Source organism: Lysinibacillus sp. SGAir0095, assembly GCF_005491425.1.
Taxonomy (GTDB): domain Bacteria; phylum Bacillota; class Bacilli; order Bacillales_A; family Planococcaceae; genus Ureibacillus.
Window position 1 is genome coordinate 2,762,741 of record NZ_CP028083.1, and the last position, 16,357, is coordinate 2,779,097.

Annotated in this window: 16 protein-coding genes and 1 riboswitch; of the genes, 1 reads left to right on the forward strand and 15 read right to left on the reverse strand. The window is 37.0% G+C overall.

Annotation, left to right across the window (positions count from 1 at the left end):
* Positions 1-16: 16 nt before the first annotated feature.
* The 6 genes from C1N55_RS13695 to C1N55_RS13720 all read right to left on the reverse strand — a co-directional run bounded on the left by C1N55_RS13695 (position 17) and on the right by C1N55_RS13720 (position 5,047).
* The gene (locus tag C1N55_RS13695) at positions 17-460 is read right to left on the reverse strand and encodes a MarR family winged helix-turn-helix transcriptional regulator (protein WP_137729356.1); all 444 of its coding nucleotides are present in this window, start codon (positions 458-460) and stop codon (positions 17-19) included.
* A gap of 144 nt (positions 461-604) precedes the next feature.
* Positions 605-826 (reverse strand): helix-turn-helix domain-containing protein, encoded by a 222-nt coding sequence (locus C1N55_RS13700; RefSeq protein WP_036198757.1) that lies wholly within the window; start codon positions 824-826, stop codon positions 605-607.
* Between the two features lie 72 nt (positions 827-898).
* Entirely contained in the window at positions 899-1,342 is a 444-nt protein-coding gene (locus tag C1N55_RS13705; RefSeq protein ID WP_137729357.1) for an acyl-CoA thioesterase, read from the reverse strand.
* Positions 1,343-1,827: 485 nt separating this feature from the next.
* The gene (gene sdhB, locus C1N55_RS13710) at positions 1,828-2,607 is read right to left on the reverse strand and encodes a succinate dehydrogenase iron-sulfur subunit (RefSeq protein ID WP_137729358.1); all 780 of its coding nucleotides are present in this window, start codon (positions 2,605-2,607) and stop codon (positions 1,828-1,830) included.
* Between the two features lie 21 nt (positions 2,608-2,628).
* A complete protein-coding gene (gene sdhA / locus C1N55_RS13715; protein ID WP_137729359.1) occupies positions 2,629-4,374 on the reverse strand; it encodes a succinate dehydrogenase flavoprotein subunit in 1,746 nt (581 codons plus the stop codon).
* A 58-nt stretch (positions 4,375-4,432) separates the two neighbouring features.
* Positions 4,433-5,047, reverse strand: a complete 615-nt coding sequence (locus C1N55_RS13720; RefSeq protein ID WP_137729360.1) for a succinate dehydrogenase cytochrome b558 subunit — start codon at positions 5,045-5,047, stop codon at positions 4,433-4,435.
* A 272-nt stretch (positions 5,048-5,319) separates the two neighbouring features.
* Between C1N55_RS13720 and C1N55_RS13725 the strand changes: the two genes are divergently transcribed.
* Positions 5,320-5,736 carry a YslB family protein gene (locus tag C1N55_RS13725; protein WP_137729361.1) on the forward strand — a complete coding sequence of 139 codons (417 nt, stop codon included), beginning with the start codon at positions 5,320-5,322 and terminating at the stop codon, positions 5,734-5,736.
* Between the two features lie 67 nt (positions 5,737-5,803).
* On the opposite strand, the gene C1N55_RS13730 is transcribed toward C1N55_RS13725, so the two are convergent.
* The 9 genes from C1N55_RS13730 to C1N55_RS13770 form a co-directional block, all read right to left on the reverse strand.
* Positions 5,804-7,024 (reverse strand): aspartate kinase, encoded by a 1,221-nt coding sequence (locus C1N55_RS13730; protein WP_137729362.1) that lies wholly within the window; start codon positions 7,022-7,024, stop codon positions 5,804-5,806.
* 155 nt (positions 7,025-7,179) lie between these two features.
* Positions 7,180-7,365, reverse strand: a riboswitch (Lysine riboswitch).
* Between the two features lie 28 nt (positions 7,366-7,393).
* A complete protein-coding gene (uvrC, locus tag C1N55_RS13735) occupies positions 7,394-9,184 on the reverse strand; it encodes an excinuclease ABC subunit UvrC (RefSeq protein ID WP_137729363.1) in 1,791 nt (596 codons plus the stop codon).
* A 354-nt stretch (positions 9,185-9,538) separates the two neighbouring features.
* Complete coding sequence (gene trxA, locus C1N55_RS13740; RefSeq protein ID WP_137729364.1) at positions 9,539-9,853, reverse strand: thioredoxin; 315 nt, start codon at positions 9,851-9,853, stop codon at positions 9,539-9,541.
* A 247-nt stretch (positions 9,854-10,100) separates the two neighbouring features.
* Positions 10,101-11,078 (reverse strand): electron transfer flavoprotein subunit alpha/FixB family protein, encoded by a 978-nt coding sequence (locus C1N55_RS13745; RefSeq protein WP_137729365.1) that lies wholly within the window; start codon positions 11,076-11,078, stop codon positions 10,101-10,103.
* Between the two features lie 121 nt (positions 11,079-11,199).
* Positions 11,200-11,973 carry an electron transfer flavoprotein subunit beta/FixA family protein gene (locus tag C1N55_RS13750; protein ID WP_137729366.1) on the reverse strand — a complete coding sequence of 258 codons (774 nt, stop codon included), beginning with the start codon at positions 11,971-11,973 and terminating at the stop codon, positions 11,200-11,202.
* Between the two features lie 79 nt (positions 11,974-12,052).
* The gene (locus C1N55_RS13755) at positions 12,053-12,826 is read right to left on the reverse strand and encodes an enoyl-CoA hydratase (RefSeq protein WP_137729367.1); all 774 of its coding nucleotides are present in this window, start codon (positions 12,824-12,826) and stop codon (positions 12,053-12,055) included.
* A 189-nt stretch (positions 12,827-13,015) separates the two neighbouring features.
* Positions 13,016-13,597 (reverse strand): fatty acid metabolism transcriptional regulator FadR, encoded by a 582-nt coding sequence (locus C1N55_RS13760; RefSeq protein WP_137729368.1) that lies wholly within the window; start codon positions 13,595-13,597, stop codon positions 13,016-13,018.
* A gap of 170 nt (positions 13,598-13,767) precedes the next feature.
* On the reverse strand, positions 13,768-15,462 hold the full coding sequence (locus tag C1N55_RS13765; protein ID WP_137729369.1) for a long-chain-fatty-acid--CoA ligase: 1,695 nt from the start codon (positions 15,460-15,462) through the stop codon (positions 13,768-13,770).
* Positions 15,463-15,936: 474 nt separating this feature from the next.
* On the reverse strand, positions 15,937-16,350 hold the full coding sequence (locus C1N55_RS13770; protein ID WP_137729370.1) for a DUF350 domain-containing protein: 414 nt from the start codon (positions 16,348-16,350) through the stop codon (positions 15,937-15,939).
* Positions 16,351-16,357: the final 7 nt, after the last annotated feature.

Sequence of the window (16,357 nt, forward strand, 5' to 3'; positions counted from 1 at the left end):
AAAACCGCCTCTAATCCTATAACATTTGTTGATGTAGTTTGTGCAGTAGTTTTGATAAGCTTTCTACTTCTGCTTCGTCAAATTCTGCTAACACGTCCTGTAAGTAATTCTGTCTTTTTTCGATTACTTCTTCGATAATTCTTTCGCCTTCTTGAAGTAAATGAATGTGTACAACCCGGCGGTCTTGCTCATCACGAATACGCACTACTAATTCATTTTTTTCCATACGATCAACTAAATCCGTTGTCGTACTAAAAGCTAAATACATTTTATTCGATAATTCACCAATTGTCATATCGCCTTTTTCATGTAACCATTGAAGCGCCACAAATTGGGGAGGTGTTATCGTATAATTACTTAAAATTTCTCTACCTTTTTGTTTAATCAAATGTGAAATAAAGCGAAGTTCTTTTTCTAAAAACGCTACAGTTTCATGGCTGTGCTTTTCGACCTTCCTCATTTAGTGCAGTCACACTCCTCAAGAATCAATTCAGTCTATAGCGACTTTGAAGTCCGTGTATACTACTCGGAACAAACTATATATGCTAGACATCAATATCTAATTCTATTTTGAAGTGTTTCAGACGAAATAGCAAGCATCCAATCAGTGTAATGATAATTCTTCTAGCCTCAGCAATTCAATTAATGCTTGTGATCTACTGGATACGCCCAGTTTTTGAATCGTGTTTGAAATATGATTACGCACCGTTTTCTCGCTAATGCCCAACTTTTGCGAAATATCTTTAGTTGAATAATCTAAGATAAGTAACTGGAAAATTTCCCGTTCTCTCTTCGTCAAAAGTGAACGATGCTGCGGGCTATTCATAAGGCAACACCCTCCTATCTCCTCTTCTATGTAAAGTATGTCAAGAGTTGAAAGGCTGTGAGGGCATTTTTACTATTTATCGTGTAATATTAATTTTTCTTTTTCATCCCAAGGAATGGCTTTACCCGAAGATTTATCGATTTGAACAATCGTACCTCTGCCGATAAAACATGGTTCGTCATTAGTGTTTCTCGCTAAGTAATGAATGTCGATGGAAGAGTTTCCAATTCGTGCTGCCTTTACATAGATTCGGAGAGTTTCATCAAAGTATACTTGTTTTAAATAATCACACTGCAAATCTGCTACAACAGGGATTTTAGTCATATCTCTTGAGGACCAATCCATGAAACCGAGATGCTTCAGATATTCAATACGTGCATATTCAAAATATGCAAAAGGAACTGTATTGTTCAAGTGACCATACATATCAGTTTCTGAAAATCTGACTGTTACCTCAACAAAAAACTTAAACTCTTCCTGCCAATTTTGCAGATCATTAATATAACTTGCCTTCATGCTTAAAAACCCCTTCCCCTTTTTTCTCCCTATTCCCCGAATTCGAAATGCCTTCGTAGATTTTCCCCATGTTGTCTACTGCCAATGGTAGCACTTGTATTTCTACAGCTGGCACTTGTTTTGTTAGTCGATATTTTCACTAACAAACACTCTAAAATGAATAGTGGTTCATTAAATTATATCAAAAGTAGCAAGGAAGGATAAAGAGGATTGTCATATTAATTTAGGGCGAATTCGTCATGATTTTCCTGTACAAATAAGTCTAAGGAGGCTCACTAGGAATTTTTAAGATGCACATTTTATTTTCCTGCAATAAAATGAATAGGAATTATTTCAGAAAAAGAATTTTTAAAAATCATGAAGTATTTTATATCGTCCTATCTTATGCAACACAACGAAAAAAGGGTATCTAAAAGTCACAAAATGACTTAGATACCCTTTTCTATAGGAAGAAACTAATAGCTTCTTTTTAAACTAATAATATATTAGTCAACCATGTTGTCTGAACCGAAGAAATTACGGAACATTTGAACAGTTGTTGAACGGTTAAGTGCTGCAATTGATGCTGTTAATGGAATACCTTTTGGACATGCAGCAACACAGTTTTGTGAGTTACCACAGTTTGCAAGGCCACCATCGCCCATAATTTCTGCAAGACGTTCATCTTTATTCATAGCACCAGTTGGGTGTGTGTTGAATAAACGTACTTGTGATAATGGAGCTGGTCCGATAAATGATGCTTTTTCAGAAACGTTTGGACATGCTTCCATACATACACCACAAGTCATACATTTAGATAATTCGTAAGCCCATTGACGTTTACGTTCAGGCATACGAGGACCTTCACCTAAATCATAGCTTCCGTCGATTGGCACCCAAGCTTTAACTTTTTTAAGTGCATTGAACATACGGCTACGGTCAACTTGTAAGTCACGAACTACTGGGAAAGTTTTCATTGGCTCTAAACGTACAGGTTGTTCTAATTGGTCAATTAATGTAGAACAAGATTGACGTGGACGACCATTAATAACCATAGAACAAGCTCCACAAACCTCTTCAAGACAGTTCATGTCCCAAGTTACTGGAGACGTTTTTTGTCCGTCAGAAGTAACAGGGTTTTGTTGAATTGCCATAAGAGCTGAGATCACGTTCATACCAGGACGATAAGGCACTTCGAATTTTTCCCAACGAGTTGCGCCACCTTCAGTATCTTGACGAAGGATTTCCATTTTAACAGTTCTTCCAGTTTCTACTGGTGTTGTCATGATTAATGACCTCCCTTAAGTTTATGAAGAATAGTCACGTTTACGTGGCGGAATTAGGGAAACATCTACTTCTTGATAAGAAATTTCAGGTTCACCAGTTTGTGGATTGAACTTCGCCATTGTTGTTTTTAAGAAGTTCTCATCATCACGTTCTGGGAAGTCTGGTTTGTAGTGCGCTCCACGAGATTCGTTACGTAAAAGTGCGCCTTTAGTAATTACACGAGCAAGGTATAACATGTTTTTCAACTGACGAGTGAAGTGAGCCCCTTGGTTACTCCATTTTTGTGTGTCGTTGATATTGATGTTTTCCCAACGTTGCAGTAATTCTGTAAGTTTGTTGTAAGTTGCTTCAAGACGATCATTGTAACGTACTACTGTTACATTATCAGTCATTAATTCACCAAGCTCTTTGTGAATTAAGTATGCGTTTTCAGTTCCATCTAATTTAAGGATAGCATCCCATTTCTCTTGTTCTTCTTGAACGCGAGCGTCGAAGATAGATTGTGGAAGATCTTCCGCACGTTTCTTTAAGCCTTTAACATATTTCACAGCGTTTGGTCCAGCTACGCTACCACCATAAATCGCTGAAAGTAATGAGTTCGCTCCAAGACGGTTTGCACCATGCTGTGAATAATCACATTCACCAGCAGCAAATAGACCAGGAATTTCAGTCATTTGGTCGTAATCTACCCATAAACCACCCATTGAGTAGTGAACTGCAGGGAAGATTTTCATTGGTAATTTACGTGGGTCATCCCCTACGAATTTTTCGTAGATTTCGATGATACCACCAAGTTTAACATCTAACTCATGTGGATCTTTGTGTGAAAGATCTAGGTATACAACGTTTTCTCCGTTAACACCTAATTTTTGGTTTACACATACATCGAAGATTTCGCGAGTCGCGATATCACGAGGTACTAAGTTACCGTAAGCAGGGTATTTTTCTTCTAGGAAGTACCAAGGCTTACCGTCTTTGTATGTCCAAATACGACCACCTTCACCACGTGCAGATTCTGACATTAGACGGTTTTTGTCGTCTCCAGGAATCGCTGTAGGGTGAATTTGGATCATTTCGCCGTTTGAATAAGTTGCACCTTGTTGGTAAACAATTGATGCTGCAGAACCAGTGTTAATGATTGAGTTTGTAGATTTACCGAAGATGATACCAGGTCCACCTGTTGCCATAATTACAGCATCAGAACGGAATGCTCTGATTTCTTCTGTTTTCATATCTTGTGCTACGATACCACGTGAATGTCCCTCGTCATCAAGAACAGCTCCAAGGAATTCCCAGTGCTCGTATTTAGTAACTAATCCATCTACCTCATAACGACGAACTTGCTCGTCCAATGCATAAAGTAATTGTTGACCAGTTGTTGCACCAGAGAATGCAGTACGGTGCATTAATGTACCGCCGAAACGACGGAAGTCAATTAGACCTTCTGGAGTACGGTTGAACATAACACCCATACGGTCGAATAAGTGGATGATACCAGGAGCAGCATCACACATTGCTTTTACAGGTGGTTGGTTTGCTAAGAAATCCCCACCATATACAGTATCATCAAAGTGGATCCATGGAGAATCCCCTTCACCTTTTGTATTTACAGCTCCATTAATTCCGCCTTGTGCACATACGGAGTGTGAACGTTTTACGGGAACTAATGAGAATAATTCAACTTCAGCGCCTTCTTCGGCAGCTTTCATCGTAGCCATTAAACCGGCTAAACCGCCACCTACGACGATGATTTTGCTTTTCGCCATGATTACTCTTCACTCCTCTTAATTTGCTATAACCTGTTCGGATGTACTACTATTGTAATTATACGAATGCTAGAATTGCAGCCACACCAACGATACTTAATAGAACGAAGAAGATCATTGTTACATAAGTTGCAATTTTTTGAGAGCTTGCAGATTGTGTAATACCCCAGCTCACTAGGAATGACCATAAGCCGTTTGCTAAGTGGAATGTTGCAGATAAGATACCTACAATATAGAATACTAACATTGCTGGATTGCTAACGATTTCTGCCATCATGTCAAATTCAACTTCTGCACCAAGTGCTTTTTGAATACGCGTTTGGAAGATGTGCCAAGCAATGAAAATTACAAGGAATACTCCTGTAAAACGTTGTAATACGAACATCCAGTTACGGAATGTGCCGAAGCGTTTTACGTTTGGTGTAGCAGTGAAAGCAATATACAGACCATATAAACCATGGAATAAAATTGGTATGTAAATTACGATCCATTCAACAATTAACAATAGCCAATGTGGAACCAGTTCCATCATTCCAGTTGAATTGTTATAAGCTTCTTCACCACCAGTAGCAGTGAAGTTCAGTGATAAGTGGAACACTAAGAACAGACCTACAGGAATTACTCCTAATAGTGAATGTAAGCGTCTCCAGTAAAACTCATGATTTTTTGACAAGACTATTACCCCCCTCAGTACTTTTAAATACGCATGACAATATCGACACCATTTTGTAAAGGATCCATCATTGACTGTGTATTTCATAATGGTACAATATTATGACATGTTCATTGTACTCTCAAGTGGTACAAGCGTCAAGGTAGCTTCCCATTTTTTATACAAGCTTTTAAATAATAATTATTCTATTTTATAGCAATATTTTCTAGTTATCGATTTTTTTTTGTTAATTTAGGCTAAAAAGAGAAAAATAAGAAAGAGGTATTTTTAAAATGACATCAATGGAGAACAAAACGATTCCAGTATTTGGTTATGATATTTTGCGCGACTACTTACTCCCAACGATTCTTGGAAAACATGAAAAAGATGTGCTTTACTGGGCTGGTAAGGACCTAGCAAGAAAGTTTCCATGTACCGATATTCAACTGATTATCTCCTTTTTCCAGGATGCAGGCTGGGGCAATTTAACTTTAACAGAGGAAGAAAAGGATGGCTATAATTTTCAACTTACAAATGATGTCGACTTATTAAAAATAACAGAACGCTCTTTTCGTATTGAAGCAGGATTTATCGCAGAGCAAATACAATCCATTAATGGCTACTTAACCGAATGCTATGATGAAAAACATGAAAAACAACAGCAAATTACCTTTATAGTTAAATGGGATAAGAAAGAAAAAATCGTATAAAACGAAATAGATAAATTAGCCAACTCCTGTAAGAGTGATTTCTTTACAAGAATTGGCTTATCTTTTTTTAAGCTATTACTTCCATAAGATTGAATTCATCATGCAGGACATTTGCAGCTCGCACCATTTCATCTTGTGGAACGACTACTGACACTTTTATTTCAGAAGTACTCACCATTTTAACGAGAATTTTTTCGTTCCTTAACCGGTCAAACATACGTGCAGCTACACCCGGATTGGAAACCATGCCTGCACCAACGATTGATACTTTTGCTAACCCAACTTCAAAATCTGCAAAACTAAAACCGAGAACTGTTTTATTCTTTTCTAATACCTTGATTGCTTCTGCAAAATCTTCTTTTGCAATGGAAAAAGAAACGGTTGGCTTCACACCATCAATTACTGCCTGCACAATAATATCTACATCAATTTTGTGTTCAGCAAGAGTAGTAAAAATATCAGCAAGGGATGATTGTTCATACGAATCGTAACCAACAGTTAATCGAATTATGTCTGCTTCATATGCTACACCACGAACAATTAAATTTCTCTCCATGTCAACCTCTCCCTTTATCATTGTACCTTCTATATTTTCAGTACTTGAACGTACAACTATTGGTATTTCAACAATTTTTGCTAACTCCACCGCTCGTGGGTGAATATAGGATGCTCCAAGATTCGCAAGCTCCAACATCTCATCATAGGTTATTTGTTTTAACTTTCTCGCCTGTTTTACAACACGAGGATCAGCAGTATAAATTCCGTCTTGGACCGTTAAGATTTCAACATGCTCAGCATTAATTGCAGCACCAATAGCAACAGCTGTAGTTTCTGGTCCTCCCTCGCCCATTTCTAATATATTTCGGTTTTTATCTACTCCTTGTGAGCCTGCAACAATTACGATTTCGTCATTGCTTAAATGCTCGATTATATGCTCATGACTGATACCTGCTATCAAAACATTTTGATTTGACTTAGCTACTTCTATTCCTGCTTGCCAACCATTTAAAGAAATCGCTTTTACACCTTTTTTTATAAGGGAGATGGCTAGTAAATTACTTGCCACTTGAGTATTTAAACTGTTTAATGCATGTTGTTCTCTTTCGGAAGAATTGTCAGATAAGATCTGTGAAAATTGCAGTAACCTATCTTCTAAATTTTCCAAAGGCGGGACAACTGCAACGATATTATTCCCTAAGTTTTTTTGTTCTATTAATCTATCTGCAATTTTCTCAATTTTTTCTGGTGTTGCTACTGTACTGTCTATCTTCACTACAATGTTTGGCATAGACAACTCTCCTTTTTAAATGCTTACGTTAAACTAAACATTTTTTCAATTCAGAAAACTCTTCTTGAAGTTTGGCTTTCTTATTTACTTCAATAAAAAAGACAGCTTTTCACAAAGTGTGAAAACTGTCTCAGAACATACCGATGCTGCGGAAGTAAAGAGATAGCCCTCCAGAACCCTACATTTGATTCTGACAATCTTACATTTTTTCAATGCAAGACCAGCAAATAAATCGAGACAATGGATTTATCACTTCGGCAAGTTACCCTTTCAACATCTATCAACGGCATTGTCTATCCTCCAGAAAGTCTACTATTGCAGCTTGCACCTCTATCTTATTAAACTATTTTTATTAACATTATCATACAATTATTCCGTTGACAACGTATCTTTGTGGAAGTGATTATAGATAGCTGTAGCTGTTGCACTCGGGATATTGGCGGCCATCAACTCTTCAACAGAGGATTCCTTAATCTTCTTAATGGAACCAAAATGCTTTAAAAGCTGTTGCTTACGTTTCGGTCCAACCCCTTCAATTTTATCTAATACGGACTGGATTGCATGTGTTTGATGCTGCTGACGTAAAAATGTAATCGCAAATCGATGGACTTCATCCTGAATTCTTTGCAGTAAGTAAAAGCCATCGCTCGTTCTTTTCATTTCGACTGGAACCGGAGGATCCCCATATAATAATTGGGACGTATTATGCTTATCATCCTTTGCTAACCCAGCAATCGGAATGAATAACCCAAGTTCGTCCTCAATAACCTCCCTCGCTACTTCCATTTGTCCTTTCCCACCATCAATGATGATTAAATCCGGTAATGGCAAATCATCCTTTAAAACTCTTGTATATCTCCGACGAATAACTTCTTGCATTGCTGCATAATCATCATGCTTTGCCGTTTCTCGTAGTTTATATTTACGATATTCTTTTTTTGCCGGTTTCCCATCTATAAAAACAACCATAGCGGATACAGCATCTGTTCCATGCATATGACTGTTGTCAAATGCCTCGATTCTTAGTGGTGGAGCGATTTCCATGGCATCTCCTAGCTCCTCACATGCCCCAACCGTACGTTCTTCCTGGCGCTCGATTAGCTGGAATTTTTCTCGGATTGCAATTTGTGCATTTTTCATAGCCAAGTCGACAAGTTCCCTTTTAGAACCGCGCTTTGGAATGATTACTTTAACGTCTAGGTACTTTTCCAAAAGCCCTTTTTCAATTTGTGATGGAATGAAAATTTCTTTAGGTTTAATATGTTCTGGAATATCATAGAACCGTCCGACAAATGTAAGAAACTCTTCTTCAGAATCTCGATAAATTGGGAAAACGGATACATCTCGTTCAATTAATTTTCCTTGCCGTACAAAAAAGACTTGAACACACATCCAACCTTTTTCAACAGCATAACCGAAAACATCTCGGTTCGATAAATCTCCTGTAACCATCTTTTGTTTTTGCATCACTGTTTCAATATGAGCAATTTGATCTCGGAACTCTTTTGCTCGTTCAAATTCCAGGTTCTCGGCAGCCATCAACATTTTCTTTTCGATCTCCAGTTTTACATCCTCAAAGCCGCCATTTAAAAACTTCGAAATCTCTTCAATCATCTCATCATACACTTTGGGTTCTATGTCTTTTACACAAGGAGCCAAACATTGGCCGAGATGGTAGTACAAGCAAACTCGATCAGGAAGTCGCAGACATTTCCTTAATGGATATAATCGATCGAGGAGTTTACGTGTTTCATTTGCTGCAAAAGCATTTGGATATGGCCCAAAATACTTAGCCTTATCTTTTTTTACTTTTCTAGTCGTTAAGATACGCGGATATTTTTCATTTGTAATTTTTATATATGGATAGGTTTTATCGTCCTTTAGCATGATGTTATATTTTGGATCATGCTTCTTGATTAGATTTAACTCTAAAATTAACGCTTCTAGGTCACTTGAAGTGACAATATATTCAAAATCTTCTATCTCGCTTACTAATCTTTGTGTTTTTCCATCATGTGAACCTGTAAAGTAAGAGCGAACTCTATTCTTTAGTACCTTTGCCTTACCGACATAAATAATGGTTCCCTGACGATCTTTCATTAAATAACAGCCAGGTTCTTCTGGTAAAATGGCTAATTTATTTTGAATTGAATCATTCATCTATCTCACCCTTACGAGCTTTTTTCTATATTATATAGGATTTAAAGAGATTTAAGCGATCGAAAACTAGTTTTTCAACTCATTTACAATCCCAATATACAACTATTTTTTGCTTAATCTAGAAAACGCAGCCTACGATGTAAGCTGCGTACAATTTACGGAAGATTTAGAAGTTTAAATCTTTGTGAGCCAGCCTTTTAATAAAGCACAGAGACAAGACGCAGAACAAACTCCATTTAGACTTGAACGCTTAATGTGTTAGAGAGCTCAGCGCTTTAGACCATGAAAGTTAAGCAATTTACCATACTCTAAATAAAAAATATCCCAAAAGTATGTAACTTTTGGGACAATCTCTTATTGGTTTTCGTTAATGAACTCGATTAAAGCTTCTTTAGGTTGGAAACCAACTGTTTTCGCTTTAAGTTCACCATCTTTGAATAGTAGTAATGTAGGAATTGACATTACTTGGTATTCGGCAGCAGTTGCTTGGTTGTTGTCTACATCTAATTTTGCGATTTTAACTTGTTCGCCGATTTCTGCATCGATTTCTTCTAATACAGGAGCGATCATTTTACATGGTCCACACCAAGTAGCCCAAAAATCTACTAGTACAACGCCTGATGCGATTTCTTCCGAAAAGTTTTGATCTGTTACATGAACAATTGCCATTTTATAGCCTCCTTAAATCTAACATCTGAATGTAGTATATCACGATAGAAATAATTGAGATAGTAAAGTGAACTGGAATTGCCCCATTAAATTTACAATTCTTTTATAATCTTAATGATTAAATAGAAGGATATTGACATCTAAAAGGGACAAGCTAAAATCTGAAATGATCAAGTTTCGTTTTAATTTTTCAAAATCTCAAAAAAACCTTACCACTATTTTGGCAAGGTTTTAAGGGTTTTATCCATTAAGAATTAACTTTTAGTGCTTTAAATTCTTCAATAAGCATTGGAATTACTTCAAATAAATCGCCAACAATTCCGTAGTCTGCTACTTTGAAGATATTAGCTTCTGGATCTTTGTTGATTGCTACGATTACTTTAGAATTCGACATTCCAGCTAAGTGTTGGATTGCTCCAGAAATTCCTGCTGCAATATAAAGGTCAGGAGTAACAACTTTACCTGTTTGACCGATTTGTAGTGAGTAATCACAGTAATCGGCGTCACATGCACCACGAGATGCACCAACCGCTCCACCAAGGAGGTTGGCAAGTTCTTTTAATGGCTCAAAACCTTCTGCTGATTTCACGCCACGTCCACCTGCAACTACTACTTTTGCTTCAGATAAATCTACTCCAGTTGATGCTTTACGTACTACCTCTTTAATGATTGTACGTAAATTTTGAACATCTACCGAAATTGATTCAACATCACCAGTAAGGCTTGCGTTTTTCTCTAAAGGCTTAATGTTATTTGGTCTTATTGACACAAATACAACACCTTCTTTAATCTTTACTTTTTCAAAAGCTTTACCAGAATAAATTGGGCGAATGAAAACTGCATCATCTCCAGATCCTTCGATTTCAGTTACATCTGAAATTAAGCCGGACTTTAAGCGTGAAGCTAACTTTGGAGATAAATCCTTTCCTAAAGAAGTATGGCCAAATACGATACCTTCTGGTTTTTCTTGCTCATATACTGCTAAAAATGCTTGGCTATAGCCATCTGATGTATATGATTTTAAATGTGGGTGTTCCACTGTTACAACTCTGTCTGCACCATAAGCAATTAACTCACTTGCAAGCTGTGTAACACTATCACCAAGTAATACCCCTACTACCTCTCCACCATCAGCAATTTGTTTTGCTGCAGCGACTGCTTCAAATGAAACGTTACGTAAACCACCATCACGAACTTCGCCTAATACTAATACTTTGTTTGCCATTTGAAAATCCCTCCGTTACCGTCTTTGTTTACGACTAAGAACGTATATAACTTTCTTAGCGCATAAGTCCAACTGTAGCTAATCGCTTTAGATCGTCACGAATAGCCGAGCTTTCTAATCTTTAGATTACTTTTGCCTCTGAATGAAGTAAGTTAACAAGTTCCTTCACTTGCTGTGAAAGTTCTCCTTCTAATACACGACCAGCTGCTTTTTGAGGTGGTAGATAGATGTCAACAATTTCAATTTTCACTTCTACATCATCCTCATCAAGATCTAAATCATCTAGCTCAAGCTCTGCAAGCGGTTTCTTCTTCGCTTTCATAATCCCTGGCAGTGATGGATATCGCGGTTCATTTAACCCTTGTTGAGCTGTCACTAATAACGGTAAAGAAGTTTCGATAATCTCTGAATCCCCTTCAATATCACGAACAATCTTTACATCAGTGCCATCAATTTCTAAGTCAGTAATTGTTGTTACGTAGTTAATACCTAGTAAATCTGCAACACGCGGCCCAACTTGACCAGTACCACCATCGATTGCTACGTTACCAGCTAAAATTAAATCTACCTCTTTATCTTTTAAATATTCTGCTAGAATTTGTGCAGCAGAATATTGATCTAATTCATCTAAGTCATCTTCTGTATTAATAAGAACTGCTTCGTCAGCACCCATTGCTAAAGCTGTTCTTAGCTGCTTCTCAGCATCTTCTCCACCGATTGTTACAACTGTTACTTTTCCACCCTTTGCATCACGAACTTGAATTGCTTCCTCAATTGCATATTCGTCATAAGGATTGATGATATATTCAGCACCATCATCTTGAATTTTGCCATTTGCAATAACAATTTTTTCCTCTGTGTCAAATGTACGTTTAACTAATACAAAAATGTTCATTTCCACTTACCTCCCAATACGATTATCTGATTGCTTGTACAATCTATGATTTATTTTGCTAAACTATGAAACTTACAAATTACTTTCCTGTAAACGTAGCTTTCCGTTTTTCAAGAAATGCTTGTATACCCTCTTTTGCATCATGTGATTCAAAAACAGTACCAAAGCTATCTGCTTCTGCCTTAACACCATCATAATAAGTTTGATGTTTACCGAATTGCAGCATCTCTATGGTTGCCTTTAAAGTAACCGGGCTTTTTAAAGCAATCTTTTTAGCAATCTCTAGAGATTTTGGTAGAAGCTCTTCTGTCGTAAATACCTGAGTGGCAAGACCTGCTTGAACAGCTTCCGTTCCCGATATCGGTTCACTAGTAAAGAGCATTTCTGCTGCTTTAGCTACCCCGACATAACGAGGTAATCGCTGTGTTCCTGCAAACCCAGGAATCAAGCCTAACTGTAATTCTGGTAAACCCAGCTTTGCATCCTCTGATACATAGCGAATATGACATGCCATCGCAAGCTCTAAGCCACCACCTAAAGCCGCTCCATGAATGGCAGCAATCACCGGTTTAGAGAACGTTTCCAATCGTTCAAATACCTTCTGACCAATTGAAGCTAATTTAGTAAATTCTTCACCTGATGAAACTTCTGTAAATTCTTTAATATCTGCACCAGCAGAGAAGAATCGCCCGTCACCGTGAAGAACGATTACACGAATCGCATCATCATCTTCTACAGCACTTAACATTTCATCTACTTCTAAAATTAAACCACGTGATAATGCATTTGCAGGAGGTCGTTGAATTGTTACAATTGCTACCCCTTCTTCAACTTTCCAACTTAGAAATTCCATTCTCCCACTCCCTATTTAAGAACTTACTCACTATACTTATCGCTAACCCCTTTAGCGTATAAGCTTGTCTTGCTTGTTTAGATATGAAGAGCTCACAATATATTATCTGCAAGCTTTTTGCCTCATAGAATCTATCAAGAAGCACAAGGCTTCGACAAAACGATTAGTCGAAATTAGACTTTCGTTTTGTTAACCTTTTAAACCATTTAACAGTAGATGCCTTACCTTAGGCGCTGTCGCTAATAAATCGTATCGGAATTCATTCATGACCCAACTTGTAATCGTTTCATCAATTGTTCCAAATACCATTTGTCGAGCAATTCTCACGTCCATCGTAGAATTAAACTCTCCTTTAAACATTCCCTCGATTAGAATCTCATCAAGTAGCTTTAAATACTCTTTTAATATGGAGTTAATTTTCAACCTGATTTCTTTGTTTGACTGCCTTAACTCTAATTGCGTTACTGTTGCAAGGTGGCGATCATTTGCTAAAACATTAAAATGGTTATCAATCATTTTTGATAATTTATCAGCTGATGACTCCCCATATTGAATGATTTCTTGTAAGGATTCTACGAAGACACCCATTTTCTCTTGAAAGACGGAAATCAAAATATCCTCTTTATTTTTGAAATATAAATAGATTGTTCCGTCTGCAACTCCCGCTTGCTTTGCAATTTTTGAAATTTGTGCTTGATGATAACCATTTTCTGCAATTGCAATTACGGCAGCATCAATTATTTGTTTATATTTGGGTTTATCTCGTTTCATGCTGTTCACCACCATTAAAAACTTGGCTTTTTGTATGTGTTTTTCAAAAGCCTTTACCGTATTTTTTAGACAATTCATTTGTTCTAAAAAAAATACGAAAATATGAATGATGATTCATTCATATTTTCATATTATAATTTAATAAAGATTCTGTCAATCATTGCACTAAATTATTTTGCTTGTAATTCAGCTAATTTTTGTTTTTCCTCATCTACGAGTGATCGTCTTAAAATTTTTCCAACAGCTGTCTTTGGCAATTCTTTACGGAATTCATATTGTCGAGGAACTTTATAGGCTGCCAGGTTTTCACGACAGTATTTATTTAATTCTTCTTCCGTCACCTTTTTTCCTTCACGCAGCACAATATAAGCTTTAACAGTTTCTCCACGATATGGATCAGGTATACCCGCTACCACACATTCTAAAATCGCTTCGTGCTCATAAAGCACTTCTTCCACTTCACGTGGATAAATGTTGAAGCCACCAGCAATAATCATATCTTTTTTTCGATCGACTACATAGAAATAGCCTTTTTCATCCATATATCCTAAGTCACCTGTTAAGAACCATCCATTCACAAACGTCATTGCTGTATCTTCAGGTCGATTCCAGTAACCTTTCATCACTTGTGGACCTTTCACTGCAATTTCCCCTACCTCACCTGGAGGTAAAAGCTCTCCCTCAGCCGATTTAATTATGGCAGCATCTGTATCTGGCCAAGGTACTCCTATCGAACCCGATACTCGATTTTCCCAGATGAAGTTCGCATGAGTCACGGGAGATGTCTCTGTTAATCCATATCCCTCAACAAGTTTTCCACCCGTAACAGCTTCGAACTTTTGCTGTACATCTATAGGTAAAGGGGAAGAACCACTTAAACATGCTTTAATAGACGAGAGGTTGTAATTACCAATTTCCGGATGATTTAATAGCCCAATATACATTGTCGGTGCTCCCGGGAAAAGTGTAGGCTTTTGCTTTTCAATCGCTTTCAATACCTGTACTACATCAAATTTAGGTAGTAAGACCATTTTAAATCCTTGCATAACCGATAAAAGAAGTACCGTTGTCATTCCATATACGTGGAAAAATGGCAATACACCTAAAATGATTTCTTCTCCCTCTTTGCATTGATACATCCAAGCATCACACATTTTCGTATTGGCAATTAAGTTTTTATGTGTCAGCATAACACCCTTTGGCGATCCCGTTGTACCTCCTGTATATTGCAGCAGTGCAATTTCCTCTTCAATATCCACCTCTTCTTGTTCTAATTGTGTCGGCTCGCTGATGCGCATAATTTCAGTAAATAGGTGTGTAACCCCCTTATGCTCAACCTTCACACTAAAGCCATATTGTTTTTTCTGAATAAATGGATAGACTAGATTTTTGGGGAATGGTAAATAATCCTTTATTCCCGTTATGATAACGTTTTCAATTTTTGTGTCCTTTAACACTTTGGTAATCCTTGGGTATAAGATATCCATTGCTAATATTACTTTTACCCCTGCATCAGCCATTTGGTACTGGAGTTCACGTTCCGTATATAGTGGATTTGTCTGAACAACGATTCCACCAGCATATAAAGTACCATAGTATGCTATAACGGATTGCGGACAGTTGGGAAGCATTATTGCCACTCGATCCCCTTTTTCCACCCCTAAACGTCTTAAATAATTTGCAAACTTCAATGAAGATTCATAGAGCTCTTTGTACGTTACATCTCTCCCCATAAAATGTATCGCCACTTTTGTTGGGTAACTCTCGTATGCTTTGGTCAGAAAGCTTTGAACAGGAACATTTTCGTAAGTCATGCTGCGAGGTATTTCTTTCGGATATTGGGAAAGCCAAACCTTCTCAGTCATTAACAACTCCCCTTCGTTCAATGTTTTAAATATTCTTACAATTAATTATAATGGAAAAGGAAAGTTCTTTCAAACTATTTTTATAAAACTTTCAAATTTTAGCTAGAAAATACGACATATTTCTATCTTAAGTATGATTTAGTAGACAGAGATTTTCGACTTCAAATATTTTCTTAGTAAAGCTCCATTAAGAATAAGTTTAGTATAGGAGAGCTACCTACTCTGTAAACTCCGGAATATAAGCATTCAATTTAGCAAACCCTTTTTACAGTTGGCCGTTACATAAATACTAAGACAAATCCTTCTCAGAGACTTTTAGTTGAACTAACACCAAATATAAAAGGCAAGTAGACTATCAATATCTACTTGCCTCTCAAATCGTTTTATAGAGTTGTTAAATAATATATACCGACTAAAATAAATAAAATACAGACTACAATTAAAACTTTTGCTAATTTTTCCATCTCATTGCTCCTACAATATACTTGCACCAATTACAAAGGACAGGCCCAATGAAATTGTGAAAGAAATAAAGCCAACTGAACGATTCTCGTTTGCAATTTCTTCATCTACTTTGAAACGAGGTGTTAAAAACTCGAAAAGTAAGTAGGCAAAGATTAGTAAGGTGAATCCAAACAAACCCCACCCGATCATTTCGAGTAAAGTAGAATGACGTTCAATTGAATACCTAAAAATATTACATATACCAAGAATCTTACCGCCTGTTGCAAGAGCAACGGCAACATTCCCTTTCTTTATTTCTTCCCAGTTTTTATACTTTGTAACCAGTTCGAATATCACCATCGAAACGATTAAACAAAGAACTACTACACTAAAATAACCAGCTGTTTCGACTAAAGGATGTTGCCAAAACCTCGAATCTAGCACCAAAGTC